Origin of the sequence: Falsirhodobacter xinxiangensis, assembly GCF_004959935.1 — a bacterium.
GTDB lineage: Bacteria > Pseudomonadota > Alphaproteobacteria > Rhodobacterales > Rhodobacteraceae > Falsirhodobacter > Falsirhodobacter xinxiangensis.
Genome location: NZ_SMYN01000003.1, coordinates 1 through 18,313, shown reverse-complemented (window position 1 = coordinate 18,313; position 18,313 = coordinate 1). Strand labels below are relative to the sequence as shown.

General features: G+C 65.8%; 19 protein-coding genes and 1 riboswitch. Of the genes, 14 read left to right on the top strand and 5 right to left on the bottom strand.

From position 1 onward, the window contains the following. Positions 1–41: 41 nt before the first annotated feature. The 8 genes from E2K76_RS04175 to E2K76_RS04140 all read left to right on the top strand — a co-directional run bounded on the left by E2K76_RS04175 (position 42) and on the right by E2K76_RS04140 (position 7,104). Positions 42–725 carry a CDP-alcohol phosphatidyltransferase family protein gene (locus tag E2K76_RS04175; protein ID WP_136683027.1) on the top strand — a complete coding sequence of 228 codons (684 nt, stop codon included), beginning with the start codon at positions 42–44 and terminating at the stop codon, positions 723–725. After that, on the top strand, positions 704–2,170 hold the full coding sequence (locus tag E2K76_RS04170) for a sulfatase (RefSeq protein ID WP_246032884.1): 1,467 nt from the start codon (positions 704–706) through the stop codon (positions 2,168–2,170). The genes E2K76_RS04175 and E2K76_RS04170 overlap by 22 nt, the downstream gene beginning before the upstream one ends. Beyond that, positions 2,160–3,062, top strand: a complete 903-nt coding sequence (locus E2K76_RS04165) for a lysylphosphatidylglycerol synthase transmembrane domain-containing protein (protein ID WP_169053202.1) — start codon at positions 2,160–2,162, stop codon at positions 3,060–3,062. Before E2K76_RS04170 ends, E2K76_RS04165 begins: the two co-directional genes overlap by 11 nt. A gap of 55 nt (positions 3,063–3,117) precedes the next feature. Further along, positions 3,118–3,399, top strand: a complete 282-nt coding sequence (locus E2K76_RS04160; protein WP_136683025.1) for a hypothetical protein — start codon at positions 3,118–3,120, stop codon at positions 3,397–3,399. Between the two features lie 89 nt (positions 3,400–3,488). Beyond that, entirely contained in the window at positions 3,489–4,223 is a 735-nt protein-coding gene (locus E2K76_RS04155; protein WP_136683024.1) for a TerC family protein, read from the top strand. 171 nt (positions 4,224–4,394) lie between these two features. Continuing rightward, the gene (gene petA / locus E2K76_RS04150) at positions 4,395–4,967 is read left to right on the top strand and encodes a ubiquinol-cytochrome c reductase iron-sulfur subunit (RefSeq protein WP_136683023.1); all 573 of its coding nucleotides are present in this window, start codon (positions 4,395–4,397) and stop codon (positions 4,965–4,967) included. A gap of 1 nt (position 4,968) precedes the next feature. Next, positions 4,969–6,306: a cytochrome b gene (gene petB, locus E2K76_RS04145; RefSeq protein WP_136683022.1), complete on the top strand. Its 1,338-nt coding sequence runs from the start codon at positions 4,969–4,971 to the stop codon at positions 6,304–6,306. 12 nt (positions 6,307–6,318) lie between these two features. Beyond that, on the top strand, positions 6,319–7,104 hold the full coding sequence (locus tag E2K76_RS04140; RefSeq protein WP_136683021.1) for a cytochrome c1: 786 nt from the start codon (positions 6,319–6,321) through the stop codon (positions 7,102–7,104). Here E2K76_RS04140 and E2K76_RS04135 read toward each other — a convergent pair. The 3 genes from E2K76_RS04135 to thiB are packed head-to-tail and all read right to left on the bottom strand — an operon-like array spanning position 7,089 to position 10,142. Next, positions 7,089–7,757: a thiamine ABC transporter ATP-binding protein gene (locus tag E2K76_RS04135; protein WP_136683020.1), complete on the bottom strand. Its 669-nt coding sequence runs from the start codon at positions 7,755–7,757 to the stop codon at positions 7,089–7,091. The two genes, E2K76_RS04140 and E2K76_RS04135, sit on opposite strands and share 16 nt — an antisense overlap. Beyond that, positions 7,744–9,225 carry a thiamine/thiamine pyrophosphate ABC transporter permease ThiP gene (locus E2K76_RS04130; RefSeq protein WP_136683019.1) on the bottom strand — a complete coding sequence of 494 codons (1,482 nt, stop codon included), beginning with the start codon at positions 9,223–9,225 and terminating at the stop codon, positions 7,744–7,746. The genes E2K76_RS04135 and E2K76_RS04130 overlap by 14 nt, the downstream gene beginning before the upstream one ends. Next, positions 9,201–10,142 carry a thiamine ABC transporter substrate binding subunit gene (gene thiB / locus E2K76_RS04125; RefSeq protein ID WP_136683018.1) on the bottom strand — a complete coding sequence of 314 codons (942 nt, stop codon included), beginning with the start codon at positions 10,140–10,142 and terminating at the stop codon, positions 9,201–9,203. The genes E2K76_RS04130 and thiB overlap by 25 nt, the downstream gene beginning before the upstream one ends. A 29-nt stretch (positions 10,143–10,171) precedes the next feature. Next, a riboswitch (TPP riboswitch) is annotated at positions 10,172–10,270 on the bottom strand. 73 nt (positions 10,271–10,343) lie between these two features. Between thiB and aroC the strand changes: the two genes are divergently transcribed. Together aroC and E2K76_RS04115 are read left to right on the top strand one after the other, a co-directional pair. Beyond that, positions 10,344–11,444: a chorismate synthase gene (gene aroC / locus E2K76_RS04120; protein WP_136683017.1), complete on the top strand. Its 1,101-nt coding sequence runs from the start codon at positions 10,344–10,346 to the stop codon at positions 11,442–11,444. Between the two features lie 143 nt (positions 11,445–11,587). Then, the gene (locus E2K76_RS04115; RefSeq protein ID WP_136683016.1) at positions 11,588–11,905 is read left to right on the top strand and encodes a hypothetical protein; all 318 of its coding nucleotides are present in this window, start codon (positions 11,588–11,590) and stop codon (positions 11,903–11,905) included. A 46-nt stretch (positions 11,906–11,951) separates the two neighbouring features. On the opposite strand, the gene pyrF is transcribed toward E2K76_RS04115, so the two are convergent. Then, on the bottom strand, positions 11,952–12,641 hold the full coding sequence (gene pyrF, locus E2K76_RS04110; protein ID WP_136683015.1) for an orotidine-5'-phosphate decarboxylase: 690 nt from the start codon (positions 12,639–12,641) through the stop codon (positions 11,952–11,954). A gap of 110 nt (positions 12,642–12,751) precedes the next feature. Here pyrF and E2K76_RS04105 point away from each other — a divergent pair, with 110 nt between their 5' ends. Further along, the gene (locus tag E2K76_RS04105; RefSeq protein ID WP_136683014.1) at positions 12,752–13,519 is read left to right on the top strand and encodes a hypothetical protein; all 768 of its coding nucleotides are present in this window, start codon (positions 12,752–12,754) and stop codon (positions 13,517–13,519) included. On the opposite strand, the gene E2K76_RS04100 is transcribed toward E2K76_RS04105, so the two are convergent. Beyond that, the gene (locus tag E2K76_RS04100) at positions 13,516–13,767 is read right to left on the bottom strand and encodes a hypothetical protein (protein WP_136683013.1); all 252 of its coding nucleotides are present in this window, start codon (positions 13,765–13,767) and stop codon (positions 13,516–13,518) included. The genes E2K76_RS04105 and E2K76_RS04100 overlap by 4 nt on opposite strands. 217 nt (positions 13,768–13,984) lie before the next feature. Here E2K76_RS04100 and clpB point away from each other — a divergent pair, with 217 nt between their 5' ends. The 3 genes from clpB (at position 13,985) to msrQ (ending at position 18,189) form a co-directional block, all read left to right on the top strand. After that, positions 13,985–16,594, top strand: coding sequence for an ATP-dependent chaperone ClpB (gene clpB / locus E2K76_RS04095; RefSeq protein ID WP_136683012.1), 2,610 nt, complete (start codon positions 13,985–13,987; stop codon positions 16,592–16,594). 103 nt (positions 16,595–16,697) lie between these two features. Beyond that, positions 16,698–17,591, top strand: a complete 894-nt coding sequence (gene msrP / locus E2K76_RS04090; RefSeq protein ID WP_136683011.1) for a protein-methionine-sulfoxide reductase catalytic subunit MsrP — start codon at positions 16,698–16,700, stop codon at positions 17,589–17,591. A 1-nt stretch (position 17,592) separates the two neighbouring features. Next, the gene (msrQ, locus tag E2K76_RS04085; RefSeq protein ID WP_136683010.1) at positions 17,593–18,189 is read left to right on the top strand and encodes a protein-methionine-sulfoxide reductase heme-binding subunit MsrQ; all 597 of its coding nucleotides are present in this window, start codon (positions 17,593–17,595) and stop codon (positions 18,187–18,189) included. Positions 18,190–18,313: the final 124 nt, after the last annotated feature.

Below are 18,313 nucleotides of genomic sequence, written 5' to 3'. Positions count from 1 at the left end.
TTGGCGCTTGACGCCTTTCCGGCCCGCGACAGATCGTATTCATGAGCTTGCGCGATCCCGCCTTTGCCTTCGACCTTGCCCATCCGGGGCCGCGTCTGCGATTCGCGGCGACGTGGGCGGTGCTCCTGACGGCGCTTGCTTTTCTGGACGGGGCGCTGGCGGCGGCGGTGTTCATCTTTGCGGGCGGAGTCGTCGTTGCCGGGGCGGGGCGGTATCCCCATCCGCGCATCGGACTTTGCAACGTTCTGACCTTCCTGCGGCTGGCGCTTGCCTGTCTGCTGGCATCGCGCATCGGCGAAGATCCCGGCTGGCCCGAGGTCGGGATTGCCGTCGCGGCCCTTGCGACGGACGGGGTTGATGGCTGGTCGGCGCGGCGGGCGGGGCTGATCTCTCGTTTCGGGGCGCGGTTCGACATGGAGGTCGATTCGGCATTGGCACTGGTGCTGGCCTGCCTTGCGGCGGAGCGGCTTGGCGGTTGGGTGCTGCTGCTGGGGGTCATGCGCTATGTCTGGCTTGCGGCGGGGCTGGTGGTGCCGCGTCTGAACGCGACACTGCCGGACAGCCTTGCGCGAAAAACGGTCTGCGTGATCCAGATCGCGGCGCTGATCGCGGCGATCTGTCCGGCGGTGCCAGAGGGTGCGGCTATGGCGGTGGCCACGATCGCCGGGGCTCTGCTGATCTGGTCCTTCGGGCGCGACGGATCGTGGCTGCTGCGCCGGGCATGAAGGCACTGGCAGCGGCCCTGCTGATCTGGGCGGTGCTTGTCCTGCCGGGGCCGCCCGTCTTTCCGGTGGAGCTTCCGGTCCTTCTGATCCTGTCGCGCCTGCGTCCGCTGCGGCTCGTGCTGTGGCTTGGTCTGCTGGCGATTCTGGCGGTGCGCGTCGCGGATGCCGGGATGGGGATGGCGTTCGGGCGTCCCTTCGATCTTGTGGCCGACTGGCCGCTGCTGCGATCGGGGTGGGATTTGGCGCGGGCATCGGTCGGGGATCTGCGCGTGGCCTTGGCGGTTCTGCCGGTTCTGCTGATCGTCTGGGGCCTGCACGCGGCGCTTCGGCAGGGGATGGCGCTTCCCCTGCTGGCGCTCGTTTTGGTCCTGCCGCCGGACGCGCCCGCGGTGCGGTTGGTCTCGAGCAAGGCCGAGGCAGTCGGGCGCACCCTTGCCGACCTGCGCATCTTCGAGGCTGCGGCGCAGACCGACCCGTTCAACGGCGCGCCAGAGGTGCTGTCGGCGCTGCGGGGGCATGACGCGGCGATCCTGTTCGTCGAAAGTTATGGCCGCGCCAGCTTCGACAACCCCCGTTATGCCCGGCACGAGGCCATCCTGCGCGAGGCAGAGCCGCGGTTGCGGGCCCGGGGATATGCGATGCGGTCGGGGTGGCTGACCTCGCCCGTGATCGGCGGGCAAAGCTGGCTGGCCCATGCGACGCTGTTTTCCGGGCTGCGGATCGCCGATCAGGGGCGGTATCGCGCCTTGCTGCAAAGCCCGCGCCGCACGCTGTTCCATCTGGCGGATCAGGCGGGGTTGCACACGTTGGCCGTCATGCCCGCCATCACCCTGCCATGGCCCGAGGGGCGGATGCTGGGCTTTGCCGAGATACTCGCCGCCAAGGACATGCGATATGCGGGCCGCCCGCTGAACTGGGTGACGATGCCGGATCAATACACGCTGTCGGTGCTGGGGCGGCGGATGACGGGGCAGGGCATGTTCGTAGGGGCGGCGCTGATCTCCTCGCATGCGCCATGGGTTCCGGTGATCGGCATCGAGGATTGGGACCGGATCGGCGACGGGGCCATCTTCGACGGCAAGGGCTGGGACGCCCGCAGCCCCGAGGAGGTCTGGCGCGACCCCGAAACCATCCGCGACCAGTATCGCGACTCGCTTTCCTATGCCTTGCGGGTGGTGATGGGATTTGCGGAACGGCAGGGCGAAAACCTGCCACTTCTGGTGGTGCTGGGCGATCATCAGCCTGCCGCATTCGTGGCGGGGGGTGACAGCCGCGACGTTCCGGTGCATGTGATCGGCCCCCCGGACCTGATCCGGCGCTTGGATGGCTGGGGGTTTTCGGACGGGTTGGTGCCGTGCCTCGATCTTTCCCCATGGCCCATGGAGGCGTTTCGTGACAGATACCTCGGCGCTTTCACGGATGAGGCAGAGAACAGTGCGGATTGACAGCAGCGCCCCCCTTTGGCGCATCCTTCGCGTCGTCGTGCCTCTGGCGATCCTTGGGCTTCTGTGGGTCTTTGCCGATGGGCAGGAGATCGCATCCCAACTGCGCCGGGCCGACCCGAAGTGGCTGCTGGCGGCGCTGGCGGTCTGCCATGCGCAGACGTTGCTTTGCGCCTATCGCTGGCGACTGACGGCGGGGCGGCTTGGACAGCACCTTCCGGGGCGGATCGCGGTGCGCGAATACTATCTGGCGCAGTTCCTGAACCAGACCGTGCCGGGCGGCGTCGCGGGCGACGTCGCGCGGGCCGTTCGGGTGCGGGGCGACGACATGGCCCGGTCGGGCGCGGCCGTGGCCATCGAACGGATCAGCGGGCAGCTTGGGATGCTGGCGATCCTGCTGGTCGCGCTGCCGCTGGCGATGATGGAGGGGCTGCTTCCGGCGCGGCTGGGAATGCTGCCCTTCGTTCTGGGCATCGGGATCGCGCTGGCCTTGCCGCTCGCGCTGCGGTTCGCGCCACGCCGCCTGCACCAGATGCGCGATCATGTGCGCGTGGGGGTGGTGGACATCTGGCCGCTGCAATCGGTGCTGGGGCTGGCCATCGCGGGCTGCAATATCCTCAGCTTTGCGTTCTGCGCTGCGGCCATCGGCATCGCGCTGTCGCCGCTGGCTGCGGCCGCGCTGGTGCCGCTGATCCTCGTCGCCATGCTGATCCCGGCTTCGGTCGCGGGCTGGGGCTTTCGCGAAGGGGCGGCGGCGCTGCTTTTGCCGCTGGCGGGGGCCGGGGCACAGGGGGCCATCGCGACCAGCGTGGCCTTTGGCGCGATGATCCTGCTGGCCGCGCTGCCGGGCGTGTTCCTGCTGCGCCGCCCGCAAGGGTTCCGTGCCGCCGGATAAGGTGATTTACACGCGGGCGGCGATTTCCTACGATTCCATCAAAGGAGCATTCGCCATGCCGACACCGCTTCACCCCGTCGCTGCCATCGCGCTTCGCACAGGTGCGCTTGCCCTTGCGGTCTGGGCTGTCCGCCGCGGGCTGGATCGGGGCCGCACCGACCAGCGGGCCGAAGATGCGCTGGACGATCTGGATGACGGGCTGGCGCTGCACCGTCCCGTGGACCGCGACGGGCAGACTAATGCCGGGGCGCGGTTCCGCCGCCGGCTGACCTGGCAGGGCGGCGGGGTGGAGGTCGATGCCTCTATGCTGGCGCGTGTCCGCATCCGAAAGTTGTAGCTGCGACAATCGGGCGCAGCGTGCTTTCATCGCAGTGCAACCTGTCCCGCTCTATCTAGAGCCGCGTTCTCAACATCTGGAAAGAACCCATGGATCTTCTTGCACTTGCCCAGGACCCGACGGTCTGGGTCGCCCTTCTCACGCTGATCGTGATGGAGGTTGTGCTGGGCATCGACAACCTGATCTTCATCTCGATCCTGACCAACAAGCTTCCCGAACATCAGCGCGAACGGGCGCGCCGGATCGGCATCGGCCTTGCGCTGATCATGCGCCTTGGCCTTCTGGCGACGGTGGCGTGGATCGTGCAGCTGACCCAGCCCGTCATCACCATCCTTGGCAACGAATTCTCGTGGAAGGACATCATCCTGATCGCGGGGGGGCTGTTCCTTGTCTGGAAAGCCACGAAGGAGATCCATCACGCGATGGACCCGGTCGATCACAAGGACAACATGGTCGGAAGCGCGGCCACCGTCAGCTATGGCGGCGTGATCGCTCAGATCCTGCTTCTGGACCTCGTCTTTTCCATCGACAGCATCATCACGGCCGTTGGCATGACCCCGCATGTGCCGATCATGGTGATCGCGGTCGTGGTCGCGGTGACGGTCATGCTGCTGGCCGCGAACCCGCTGGCGAACTTCATCGAAAAGAACCCGACCATCGTGATGCTGGCGCTGTCCTTCCTGATGCTGATCGGCACGACGCTGATCGCCGAAGGCATGGGGTTCCACGTGCCCAAGGGCTATGTCTATGCCGCGATGGCGTTTTCGGCGCTGGTCGAACTTTTGAACATGCTGTCGCGGAATGCGCGCCGAAAGAAGGCCTGACGCTGCGGCAGACATGACACGGACAAGGGGCGGCGCAGCGATGCGCCGCTTTTGTTTGCTGGACGATCACGATTCCGTTGTCTAGAAAAAGCGGCAGGATCGCCCGGAGGATGGGGCGCGCCGCAAGCGAGAAGGCCGCCGAAAGGCGGCCTTGCCAGGAGGAGAGGTTTCGTGTCCCACGCCGACGATCACGCAGGCACACGCCGAGATTTTCTATACTATGCAACCGCCGGTGCAGGTGCGGTCGCTGCGGGTGCCGCCGTGTGGCCGCTGGTCAACCAGATGAACCCGTCGGCCGATACGCGCGCGCTTGCGTCGATCTTCGTCGATGTCTCGGGCGTTCAGGTGGGCACGCAGCTGACGGTGAAATGGCTGGGCAAACCCGTCTTCATCCGCCGCCGCACCCCCGAGGAGATCGAGGCCGCCCGCGCGACGCCGCTGGGCGATCTGCCGGACCAGCTTGCGGAAAATGCGAACGCGCAATCGGGCGCGGATGCGTCGGATGAAAACCGTTCGCTGGACGAAGCGGGCGAGTGGCTGGTGATGATGGGTGTCTGCACCCATCTGGGCTGTGTGCCGCTGGGCAATGGCGCGGGCGATTTCGGCGGGTGGTTCTGCCCCTGTCACGGATCGCATTACGACACATCGGGGCGCATTCGCCGCGGGCCTGCGCCCAAGAACCTTCCGGTTCCGGTCGCGGCCTTCACCGACGAGACGACGATCCAGCTGGGACAGGGGGCGTAAGATGGCCGGAATTCCGCACGATCATTACGAGCCCAAATCCGCACCGGAAAAGTGGCTGCACAAGCGCCTGCCGATCGTCGGGCTGCTGTATGACACGATCATGATCCCCACGCCCAAGAACCTGAACTGGATGTGGATCTGGGGCATCATCCTGACATTCTGTCTGGCGCTGCAAATCATCACCGGCATCGTGCTGGTCATGCATTACACGCCGCATACCACGCTGGCCTTCGCGTCGGTCGAACACATCATGCGCGATGTGAATGGCGGGTTCATGATCCGCTATCTGCATGCGAACGGCGCGTCGCTGTTCTTCGTTGCGGTCTATATGCACATTTTCCGCGGCCTCTATTACGGCTCGTATAAAGCCCCGCGCGAGGTGACGTGGATCATCGGGATGCTGATCTACCTTGCGATGATGGCGACGGCGTTCATGGGCTATGTGCTGCCCTGGGGCCAGATGTCCTTCTGGGGTGCGACGGTGATCACCGGCCTGTTCGGGGCGATCCCGGGCATCGGGCCGTCCTTGCAGGAATGGCTGCTGGGCGGGCCTGCGGTGGAAAACGCGACGCTGAACCGCTTCTTCTCGCTGCATTACCTGCTGCCCTTCGTGATCGCAGGGCTGGTCGCGGTGCATATCTGGGCCTTCCACAGCACCGGCAACAACAACCCCACCGGGGTCGAGGTGCGCCGCACGTCGAAAGAGGAAGCCGCCAAGGACACCGTGCCCTTCTGGCCCTATTTCGTGCTGAAGGACCTGCTGGCGCTGGCCGTGATCCTCGTGGTGTTCTTCGCCATCGTCGGCTTCATGCCGAACTACCTTGGCCACCCCGACAACTATATCGAGGCGAACCCGCTGGCGACGCCCGCGCATATCGTTCCGGAATGGTATTTCCTGCCCTTCTACGCCATCCTGCGCGCCTTCACGGCGGATGTCTGGATCGTGCAGATCGTGCAGTTCGTGACCTTCGGCATCGTGGACGCCAAGTTCTTCGGCGTGCTGGCGATGTTCGGCGCGATTGCGGTCATGGCGCTGGTGCCGTGGCTGGACACGTCCTCGGTGCGCTCGGGCCGCTATCGTCCGATGTTCAAATGGTGGTTCGCGCTGCTGGCCTTGGATTTCGTCGTGCTGATGTGGTGCGGCGCGATGCCGGCAGAAGAACCCTATGCCACGATCTCGCTGATCGCGGCCGCCTATTGGTTCGCGTATTTCCTCATCATCCTGCCGCTTCTGGGCGTGATCGAGAAACCGCTGCCGATCCCGGCCACGATCGAGGAAGACTTCGCAGCGCATCACGACGACAAGACCGGCGGCACCAAGACCGTGGCTGCGGAATAAGGGAGCGGGAAGATGATGAAACGCACCATTCTTGCCGCCCTCGTCGCGGTCCTGCCCCTTGCTGCCCACGCCGCTGGCGAGGCGGCCCATATCGAGGACGTGGCCTTTTCCTTCGAAGGCCCGTTCGGCAAGTTCGACGAACACCAGCTTCAGCGCGGGCTTCAGGTCTATACCGAGGTGTGTTCGGCCTGCCACGGCATGAAATTCGTGCCGATCCGCACACTGGCGGACGAGGGCGGCCCCGCGCTGCCCGAGGATCAGGTCCGCGCCTATGCCGCGCAGTTCACCGTGACGGATGCGGAAACGGGCGAGGATCGTCCCGGCGCGGCCACCGACCACTTCCCGCATTCCAGCCTTCCGAACGCCCCGGACCTGAGCCTGATGGCCAAGGCGCGCGCCGCGTTCCACGGCCCCTATGGCACCGGCATCAGCCAGTTGCTGAACGGGATCGGCGGGCCGGAATACATCCACGCCATCCTGACCGGATATACCGGCGAGGAAGTGGAGCAGGCGGGTTCGGTCTTCTATGAGAACCACGCCTTCCCCGGCGGTCTGATCGCGATGACCCCACCGCTTTCGGACGGGCAGGTCACGTATCAGGACGGGACGGAGGCGACGGTGGACCAGATGTCGATGGACGTCTCGGCCTTCCTGATGTGGGCGGCGGAGCCGAAGCTGATGGCACGCAAACATGCGGGCCTGACGGCGGTGATCTTCCTGTCGGTGCTGTCGGTCCTGCTTTACCTGACCAACAAGCGCATCTGGGCGCGGGTCAAGAAACCTCACGCCCCGAGGTAAGCGCGCAAGGCGGGCGGCGGGCTGTCCAGCAGCGCCGCCGTCGGCATGGGCGGATGGGCGACGCCGTCCGCCAGCATCACCGTGCGCCCCGCGATGCGCCGTGCATCGGCGGGGTCATGCGTGACCATCAGGACCAGCGCATCGCCCGCGACCTGATCGACCAGATCCAGCATTTCCTGTTTCAGCGCCGGGCCAAGCGCGGCGAAGGGTTCGTCCAGCAGCAGGATGGGCCGCGCGCGCAGCAAGGCTCGCGCCAGCGCCGCCCGCCCCTGCTGTCCGCCCGAAAGCTGTGCCGGTTTCCGTGTGCCAAGGCCGGAAAGACCGACACGCTCCAGCGCCTCGTCCACGCCATCGCTGCGGCGAAGGTCCGGCGAGAGGCCAAGCGCGAGATTTTGTGCCACGGTCAGATGCGGGAACAGGTTCTGGTCCTGAAACAGCGTGGTCACGGCACGCTTGCCGGGATCGGCGGGCAGCTCGGTCCCGTTCCAGCGCACATGGCCTTGGACCGGCACGAAGCCGGCGATCGCCATCAGCAGGGTGGATTTACCGGCGCCCGATGGGCCGATGATCGCGATCCGCTCTCCCGCGCTGGCGGTCCAGTCGGCTGTCAGGCGGAAGTCGTCCCAGATCACGGTCAGGTCAAGTTGCAGCACGTCGCCCCCAAGCGTCGAAGGTCCAGAAAAGCCCGAAGGACAGCACCACCAGCAAAAGCGCCGCCGCCCCGGCCTGTTCCATCCGATAGGCGCCCATCAGCTGTTGCACCATCAGCGGCAGCGTCGCGCCGCCCTGTCCGGCGAACAGCGCGATCACGCCCAGATCGCCCATCGACAGCGCCGCCGAGACGCCCGCCGCGAATCCCAAGGGCTGGGCAAGACGGGGCAGCACCAGCCAGCGCAGCCGCGCCGCGCCGCGCATCGCCAGCGAATCCGCCAGCCTGCCGTAATCCGCCTCGATGCGCGCGGTGGCCGGCGCGAGGATGCGATAGGCGAAGGGCAGCGCCAGCGTCGCGTTCACAAGCATCGTGACCGGCAGGGCCAGACGTTCAGGCGCGGCAAAGGGGTGAATGGCAAGGAAAAGCCCGGTCCCGAGGACCAGCGAGGATGCGGCAAGCGGCAGCGTCGCCGCCAGTTCGGCCCATCGGCGGCGGGCCAGCGCAAGGGCCAGTGCCGCCGCGACCGTCAGCGCGGTGGAGGCCAGCGCCACCGCCAGCGACCGCCCCGCCGCCGACCACACCGCCATTGGCAGCGACGCCAACCCAGGCAAACCGCGCTGCGCCACCATCAGCAGCGGCAGCGTCACGAACAGGGACGCCGCCAGCATCACCGCTGCATCCGCGATGCGCCGCCAGCCGGCAGGGCCGAATGCGACTTGGCGGTCCAGCCCCGCGCCAAGACCCGAGGGCAGCGCCACCCGCGACGCCAGCAGCACCGCCGCCGCGCAGATCGCGAATTGCAACGCGGACAGGCTGGCGGCGCGGCCCAGATCGAACTCGAACCGCAATGCCTGATAGATGGCGAGCTCCACCGTCGTCGCCGCGGGGCCGCCGCCGAGGGTCAGCGCGACGGCGAAGCTGGCAAGGCAGATCACGAAGATGACGGTCAGCGCGCCGGGCAGAACCTCGCGCAGCATCGGGCGTTCGAGGTGGCGGGAGATGTCGCGGGCGGAGAATCCCAGCGATTGCGCCAGCCGGAAGCGTTCCGCCGGGATGCCCTGCCAGCCTTGCAGGATCAGCCGGACCGCCAGCGGCATGTTGAAGAACACATGCGCCAGCACGACGCCATGGAGGCCATAGATCGACAGCTCGGTCCCGAGCGTCCGGTTAAGCAGCCCCGCGCGTCCGAAGATCGCCAGCAGCCCCAGCACCGCCACGATCACCGGCAGCAGGAAGGGCGCACCCAGCAGCGCGATCAGCGCCCCGCGCCCGCGAAAACGCCGCCGCGCCAGCGCCCGTGCCACCGGAATGGCCAGCGCTGCGGACAAAAGCGCCGACAGTGCCGCCTGCGTGACGGTGAACCGCAGGGCGGGCCAGTCGACTCCCCACCCCTCGGCCCGCAGGGCGACCAGCGCGAGCGGCCCGAAGACCAGCCCCGCGATAATCAGCGCGACAATGCGGCTTGCCATTCGGCGATCGCCTCGGCGCGCAGGGAGGCGGCCTCGTCGGGGGTGAGGGTCAGGGTCTTGCCGGGTTTCGGCAGGTCGCCGAACGGGTCGGGGCCGGCGGCCGGATACATCCAGTTCGTTTCGGGAATCGCCTGCTGGAAGGCGGGGGTGAGCATGAAATCCATGAACCGATCCGCCAGCGGCGAGGCGTTCGCCAGTTTCGCCGCGACCTCGACCTGAAGGTAATGGCCTTCGGTGAAGATGGCGGCGGCCTTGGTATCATCGCCTTCGGCCAGCAGGTGATAGGCGGGGGAGGTGGAATAGCTCAGTACCATATCCGCCTCGCCTTCGGTGAACAGGCCGTAGGCTTCGGACCAGCCGGGGGTGACGGTCAGGATATTGTCCGCCAGCCCGCCCCAGATCTCGGGTGCGCGGTCGCCGTAGGCCGCCTTGACCCACATCACCAGCCCGAGGCCGGGGGTCGATGATCGCGGGTCCTGAATCACCACGCGCAGGTCGGACGCCGCCAGTTCCTCGAAATCGGTGGGCGGGGCAAGGTCCGTGCGGTGGACGAAGGCGAACCAGCCCCAGTCGAAGGGCAGGAAGGTGTCGTCGGTCCAATCCACCGGCAGGTCCAGCGCAGGGGTCTGGCCGTGGGGCGCGAACAGGCCCGTCGCCTTCGCCTCGGCCATCAGGTTGGTGTCGAGGCCAAGGACCACATCGGCCTCGGTCCGCGTGCCCTCCAGCTTCAGGCGGGCCAGAAGCGCGGCACCGTCGCCGGGGGCGATGAAACGCAGGTCGCAGCCGCATTCGGCCTCGAACGCCGCTTCGATGGCGGGGCCGGGGCCCCATTCGGACACGAAGCTGTCATAGGTCATCACGGTCAGCGTTTCCGCGTTCGCAGCGCAAGGCAGCAGGGCAAGGAGCAGGTGGCGCATCGTCATCCTTTCAGTCTCGAAAGGGGATGGCTTGCCGTGCCAACCTTCCCTCCGCCGGTGCAAGCCGGATCAGGTTCGACGGGTTCGCGGATCGCATCTCAGCCCAGAAGGCACCCCGAGGTTCCCAAAGGCTAGGGCGCGGCAGCCTTGCGGGCAAGGGGGCTTCCCGGCTATGGGTCGGGCAAAGCAGGGGGTCCGGGCATGAGCTTCAACACTTTCGGCCATCTTTTCCGCGTGACGACATGGGGCGAAAGCCACGGTCCGGCGCTTGGGGCGACGGTGGACGGCTGCCCGCCCGGCGTCGATGTCGATGCGGCGGCGATTCAGGTCTGGCTGGACCGGCGCAAGCCCGGCACCAGCAAATTCACGACCCAGCGGCGCGAGGCGGACGAGGTGAAGATCCTGTCCGGCGTGTTCGAAGGCAAATCGACCGGCACCCCGATCCAGCTGATGATCGAGAATACCGATCAGCGGTCCAAGGATTACGGCGACATCGCGACCAGCTTCCGGCCCGGTCATGCCGATATCGCCTATCACCTGAAATACGGGCTGCGGGATTACCGCGGGGGCGGGCGGTCTTCGGCGCGGGAAACTGCCGCGCGGGTCGCGGCGGGCGGCGTTGCGCGCGCGGCGCTGGCGGTGCTGGCACCCGGGCTGCGGATCACGGGAACGATGGTGCAGATGGGGCCGCATGCCATCGACCGCGCACGGATCGACATGGCCGAGGCGGAACGCAACCCGTTCTGGTGCCCCGATCCCGTGATGGCGGCGACATGGGCGGACTATCTGGACGATCTGCGCAAGGCGCACGATTCCGTCGGGGCGGTGATCGAGGTGACTGCGTCGGGCGTTCCGGCGGGGATCGGCGCGCCGGTCTATGGCAAGCTGGATACCGATCTGGCCGCCGCGATGATGTCGATCAACGCCGTGAAGGCGGTCGAGATCGGCGAGGGCATGGCCGCCGCGTCCTTGACCGGGTCCGAGAATGCCGACGAGATCCGCATGGGAGCGAACGGGCCGGAATACCTGTCGAACCATGCGGGCGGCATCCTTGGCGGGATTTCGACCGGGCAGGATGTGGTGGTGCGGTTCGCGGTGAAGCCGACCTCGTCGATCCTGACGCCGCGCCGCACGATCAACATGGCGGGCGAGGAAGTCGAGCTGATCACCAAGGGGCGCCACGACCCTTGCGTCGGCATCCGCGCCGTTCCGGTGGCTGAAGCGATGATGGCCTGCGTGATTCTGGATCACATCTTGCTGGATCGCGCCCAGACGGGCGGTGTGCGCGGCAGGATCGGCTGATTTTTTCAGCGCCTCAAAGACGCGGGACTCCAAGGGGTTGTGCGGCTATCGGCGGCTTTTCGCCCTTGTTTCATTGGGCTTCGGGGAACCGGGCCGGGGATCGTTCGTTTGTTAGCCAGACAGTCTGAAATGGAGATTACGACATGGCTGACTATCGCGACGAACAGACCCCCCCGCGGGTCCACTACAACAACACCGTCCAGCCCGAGCGTTCGGGCAGCTCGATCTTTCTGATCGTCGGTGCGGTAATCGCGCTTCTGGCGATCCTCTGGTTCGCATTCTCGGGTGGCGAGTCCACCATGGATACGGCGGCTCCTCCGGCAGTCGAAAGCACGGCTCCGGCGACGGGTGACACCGCAGTGACGCCGACGGTTCCGGATGCGACGATGACGACGCCGGATGCGGCAACCCCGGAAGCCACGCCGGCCCCTGCGCCGACGACCCCGGCACCGGCACAGTAAACGGTTCTTGATTGACGGAAAGGGCGGCCCGAGGGCCGCCCTTTTGCTATTTCAACTCTGCAATCACCGCCTGTGCTGCCGCGCGCGGATCGGCGGCCTGCCAGATCGGGCGACCCACCACGATATGATCGGCCCCATCCGCGATGGCGGTCGCAGGCTTTGCCACCCGCTTCTGATCGCCCAGCGCCGCACCGGCGGGGCGCACGCCGGGGGTGACGATCAGCTTCCCCGCCGCTTCGGGCAGGGCGCGGATCATCGCCGCCTCTTGCGGGCTGGCGATGACGCCATCGGCCCCGGCAGCAAGGGCGCGGGCGGCGCGTTCCAGCGTGATCTCGGCCAGATCGCCGGGGCGGATCAGGTTCGCGTCCAGATCGGCGCGGTCCAGCGAAGTCAGGATCGTCACGGCAAGGATCTTCGTCTGGGACCCTGCTGCGCCATTCGCCGCCGCGCGCACGACCTGCGGATCGCCATGGACGGTCAGGAAATCCAGACCGTGCTGCGCGATGCCGCGCACCGCAGCCTCCACCGTCGCGCCGATGTCGAACAGCTTCATATCAAGGAACACACGCTTGCCGCGTTCGTGCTTCAACTCGTTGGCCAGGGCAAAACCGCCGCCCGTCAGCATCCCCAGGCCGACCTTGTAGAAGGAGGCCGCGTCGCCGATCCTGTCGGCGAGTTCCAGCCCCTGGACGACGTTCGGAACGTCGAGGGCCACGATGAGGCGATCGTCGGACATGGCGGAACCTTTCGCTGGGATTTCGCGCGTGATGCGGCGGCGGCGCCGGTCTGTCAAGGTTGACACGCCCTGCGCCCCGGTCGAACCTGCCGCGCAACCGGGGGTTACGCATGCAGATCAACATCACCCATGAACGCGCCGAGGGGAAGGGTTCCGGCCCGCTGACGGTCGGCTGGTTCCTGACCAGCGACAAGGGCGCGGTCATGTTCGATGCGCCCGAACGACTGGTGCAGCGCCCGCCGAACAAGGGTCATGCGAAATCCGCCGCCCGCTGCCCGGCGGTCGTGCAGATGGAGAGCCGGTATTTCGTCGTGAAATGCCCGTTCGATCTGCATCTGGGATTCGGGCGCGACGACAAGGGCAAGGCGCATCTGGTCAACCGTCTGGGCGCTGCCAGCCCCGTGCGGTCGAACAAGCTGAACGAGATCCTGACATTGGTGAGCGAACATGAATGGCGGTTCCCGGACCGCCCCACTGTTCAGCTTTCGCTGCCCTATTGTTTCATTGCGGACGAGCCGGTCTGGCTGACGCAGATCGGAACATTCGCGCATTACCGGGCCGATCCGCTGCCGGGAACGATCTTCGGCGGGCGTTTCCCCATCGACATCTGGCCGCGCCCGTTGATGTGGGCGTTCGAATGGCATGACACGACCAAGGACATCGTGCTGCGTCGGGGCGAGCCGCTGTTCTATGTCCAGTTCGAGGGAGATGCCCCGGACCGCCCCGTTCAGGTGACGGAGGTGGAGCGCACACCGGAACTGGCGCTGTATCTGGAGAAGATCTCGGGTGTGGTGAACTATGTCGGGCAGACCTTCAGCCTGTTCCGGGCCGCCGAGGAGATGCGACCCGAGAGGCTGGTCCTGCCCAAGAAACGCTAGGCCGCGCGGTTCATCTGGGCGCGGTCGGCCTGCGACTGGCCCTCGATCCGCGCGAGGTAGAGCGTTCTGGCGCTGTCGACCAGACGCTGGCGCAGGTTCTCTCCAAGGCTCGGCTCGGCGGTGCGGATGCGCACTTCGTATGGCACGGGGCGATGCGGCTCCTTAATCAGCAGCACCACCATCGCTTCGACTTGCCCGAAGTCGCGGGCATAACGGGCATGTTCGATTTCGGCAGAAAGAATGCGCATGGCGTTCCCTTTCATGTAACGGAAACATAACCCACACATGGTGCGATTGTTCCATGTTTTACAGGGGCGTCCGGATCACCACCCGGTGAATTATCCACAAGGCCCACCTCTTGAAAGCCGTCTGGGGTGGCGCCATCTGATCTGCGAGACCCGGAAGATCCGCGTGCCGAAATCGGGCGCGGTCGATGGCCGGGGGCTTTGGAAAAGGAGAGTGCCGATGAACCTCGAAAAGTTCACGGAACGGTCGCGCGGCTTCTTGCAGGCGGCGCAGACCATCGCGATGCGGGAAAGCCATCAGCGGCTTGCGCCCGAACATCTGCTGAAAGCATTGATGGATGACGATCAGGGGTTGGCCAGCAATCTGATCGCGCGCTCGGGTGGGGATGCCGCTCGGGTGGTGGAGGCTGTCGATCTGGCGGTTGGCAAACTGCCGAAGGTGTCGGGCGATGCGCAGCCGTTCACGGACCCGGCACTAGTGCGCGTGCTGGACGAGGCCGAGAAGATCGCAAAGAAGGCTGGCGACAGCTTCGTTCCGGTGGAGCGGGTGCTGATGGCGCTGGCGATGACGCCGTCGAAAGCCAAGGATGCGCTGACGGCGGGCGGCGTTTCGGCGCAATCGATGAACGGTGCGGTGAACGACATCCGCAAGGGGCGGACGGCGGACAGCGCCTCGGCCGAGGAAGGCTATGACGCGCTGAAGAAATATGCGCGCGATCTGACCGAGGCGGCCGAGGAGGGCAAGATCGATCCCATCATCGGGCGTGACGAGGAAATTCGCCGCGCGATGCAAGTGCTGTCGCGCCGGACCAAGAACAACCCTGTTTTGATTGGCGAACCGGGCGTCGGTAAAACGGCGATTGCCGAAGGGCTGGCGCTGCGCATCGTGAATGGCGACGTTCCCGAAAGCTTGCGGAACAAGCGTCTTCTGGCGCTGGACATGGGCGCGCTGATCGCCGGTGCGAAATATCGTGGCGAGTTCGAGGAGCGGCTGAAGTCGATCCTGAAGGAGATCGAGACCGCGGCGGGCGAGGTGATCCTGTTCATCGACGAGATGCACACGCTGGTCGGCGCGGGGAAATCCGAAGGCGCGATGGATGCGGCGAACCTGATCAAGCCTGCGCTTGCCCGGGGCGAATTGCACTGCATCGGCGCGACCACGCTGGACGAATATCGCAAATATGTCGAGAAGGACGCGGCCCTTGCGCGGCGGTTCCAGCCCGTGATGGTGGAGGAGCCGACGGTCGAGGATACGATCAGCATCCTGCGTGGGATCAAGGAGAAGTATGAGCTTCACCACGGGGTGCGGATCGCCGATGCCGCGCTGGTGGCGGCGGCCACGCTGTCGCACCGCTACATCACCGACCGTTTCCTGCCGGATAAGGCGATCGACCTGATGGACGAAGCCGCCTCGCGACTGCGGATGGAGGTGGATTCGAAGCCCGAGGAGTTGGACGCGCTGGACCGCCAGATCCTTCAGATGCAGATCGAGCAGGAGGCGCTGCGGAAAGAGGACGATGCCGCATCCGTCGACCGGCTGGAGAAGCTGGAAAAGGAACTGGCCGATCTTCAGGAACGTGCCGACGCCATGACCGCGAAATGGCAGGCCGAGCGCGACCGTCTGGAAGCAAGCCGGGGCCTGAAGGAGCATCTGGACCGCGCGCGGGCCGAGCTGGACGTCGCCAAGCGCGAGGGCAACTTCGCCAAGGCGGGCGAGTTGCAATACGGCACCATTCCGGGGCTGGAGAAGCAACTGGCCGAGGCGGAGACGCAGGGCGACCTTCTGGTGTCCGAAGCGGTGCGCCCCGAGCAGATCGCCGAGGTGGTGGAACGCTGGACGGGTATCCCGACCTCCAAGATGCTGGAGGGGGAGCGTGAGAAGCTGCTGAAGATGGAGGACGAGCTTCATCGCCGGGTGATCGGGCAGCGTCCTGCCGTGACGGCGGTGGCCAATGCCGTGCGCCGCGCGCGGGCGGGGCTGAACGACGAGAACCGTCCGCTGGGATCGTTCCTGTTTCTGGGGCCGACCGGCGTGGGCAAGACCGAGCTGACCAAGGCTGTCGCCGAATACCTGTTCGACGATGACAGTGCGATGGTCCGCATCGACATGTCCGAGTTCATGGAGAAACACGCCGTTGCCCGTCTGATCGGCGCGCCCCCCGGCTATGTCGGCTATGACGAGGGCGGGGTGTTGACCGAGGCCGTGCGCCGGCGCCCCTATCAGGTGGTGCTGTTCGACGAGGTGGAGAAAGCCCATCCCGACGTGTTCAACGTGCTGTTGCAGGTGCTGGACGATGGCGTTCTGACCGACGGGCAGGGCCGCCGGGTGGACTTCAAGCAGACGTTGATCGTGCTGACCTCGAACCTTGGCGCGCATGGCTTGAGCGTGTTGCCGGACGGGGCGGACCCTGCGGCGGCGCGGGCAGCGGTGATGGAGGCGGTGCGCGGACATTTCCGCCCCGAGTTCCTGAACCGTCTGGACGAGACGATCATCTTCGACCGTCTGGGCCGGGGCGACATGTCGGGGATCGTCGATATCCAGCTTCGCCGGTTGGAGAAGCGGCTGGCCGGACGCAAGATCGCGTTGGATCTGGACCAGTCGGCCCGCGATTGGCTGGCCGAGGAAGGCTACGATCCGGTCTTCGGGGCGCGCCCGCTGAAACGGGTGATCCAGCGCCACATTCAGGACCCGCTGGCCGAGATGATTCTGGCCGGGGATGTGCTGGATGGGACAACGGTTCACCTGACGGCGGGGGCGGACGGTTTGATCGTGGGCGACCGCGTGCAACCGTCGCGGCGCGAGAAACCGCAGGACGCCGTCGTGCATTGACGAAAGGCCGGGAGCGATCCCGGCCTTTTTCTTTTGAAAACGCCTTCGTGATGCGCTGATTGTCATCGGGCATCCTATCTTGATGCGGAAGAAGGAGGCCGCCATGTCCAGCCGCAACGATCTGAAATGGTCCGATGTCACGCCCGAACATGTCTGGCTGAATCGCCGCGCCGTGCTGGGCGGTATGGCAGGGCTGATCGCGACCCCTGCACTGGCGCGGGGGTATTCGACCGACGAAGCGCCGAATACCTTCGAGGAAATCACCACCTACAACAATTTCTATGAGTTCGGTCTCGATAAGGGCGATCCTGCGCGATATGCGGGGCAGATGACGACCGACCCTTGGGCGATCGAGATTGGCGGGCTGGTGGACCGGCCCGGCAGTTATGACCTTGCCGACGTGATGGCGATGGGCCCGATAGAGGAGCGGATCTATCGCTTCCGCTGCGTCGAGGCGTGGTCGATGGTGATTCCGTGGAACGGGTTCCAGCTGTCGCACTTGCTGGAAAAGGTGGGGATGCAGCCCTCGGCCCGCTATGTCGCGTTCGAGACGCTCTTGCGCCCCGAGGAGATGCCGGGTCAACGCTCGCGGATTCTGGACTGGCCGTATCGCGAGGGGCTGCGGCTGGACGAGGCCATGCACCCGCTGACCCTGATGGCGACGGGGCTGTATGGTCGGGACATGCCCAAGCAGAACGGCGCGCCGATCCGGCTGGTCGTGCCGTGGAAATACGGGTTCAAATCGATCAAGAGCATCGTGAAAATCACCCTGACCGCCGATCAGCCGTTGAACACGTGGAAGCAGTCGAACACGCGGGAATACGGATTCTATTCCAACGTGAACCCGCAGGTGAACCATCCGCGCTGGTCGCAGGCCAGCGAGCGCCGGATCGGTGGAGGCTTCTTTTCCAGTCGGCAGGACACGGTGATCTTCAACGGCTATGGCGATCAGGTCGCGCAGATGTATGCGGGGCAGGACCTGACCAAGGACTTCTGAGGTGCAACGGGTCAATCAGGCGCTGAAGCCGATTCCGGGCTGGGTGGTATATCCGCTGGGACTGCTGCCGCTGGCGTGGTTGGTGGTCCGGGGTGGGATGGGGGATCTGGGGGTCGATCCGGTCAAGGAGGTCGAGCACTCGCTGGGGCTGACCGCATTGCAGTTTCTGGTGGGCGGCCTGGCGATCACACCGTTGCGGCGAGTCACCGGCGTGAACCTGATCCGTTATCGCCGTGCCGTGGGGCTTGTCGCATTCTTTTACGTGGTGCTGCATCTGGCGGTCTGGCTGCTGTTGGATATCCAGCTGCGATGGGGCGAGATCTGGGCGGACATCCTGCGGCGACCTTACATTACCATCGGCATGCTTGGATTCGCCATGATGATCCCCCTGGCGATCACATCCAACAACGCGTCGATCCGGAGACTGGGGAGCAAATGGCGGGTGCTTCACAGGTTGACCTATGTGGCCGCGATCGCCGGTGCGGTGCATTTCATGCTGGTGGTGAAGGCATGGCCGACGGAGCCGCTTCTGTATCTGGGCGCGGTGGTGCTTCTGCTGGCGTTTCGGCTGCTTCCTCGGATGCGGGCTACCACATAGTGTTTTGAAGCGCCCGTGATACCATATCTGGTGTTCGCAAAACTATTTTGGTTTTGCCACCGGGTTTTCGCATTTTTCCTCTTGCGACCTTTGCGTGCTATCCGTAGATACCGCTTCACCGCAG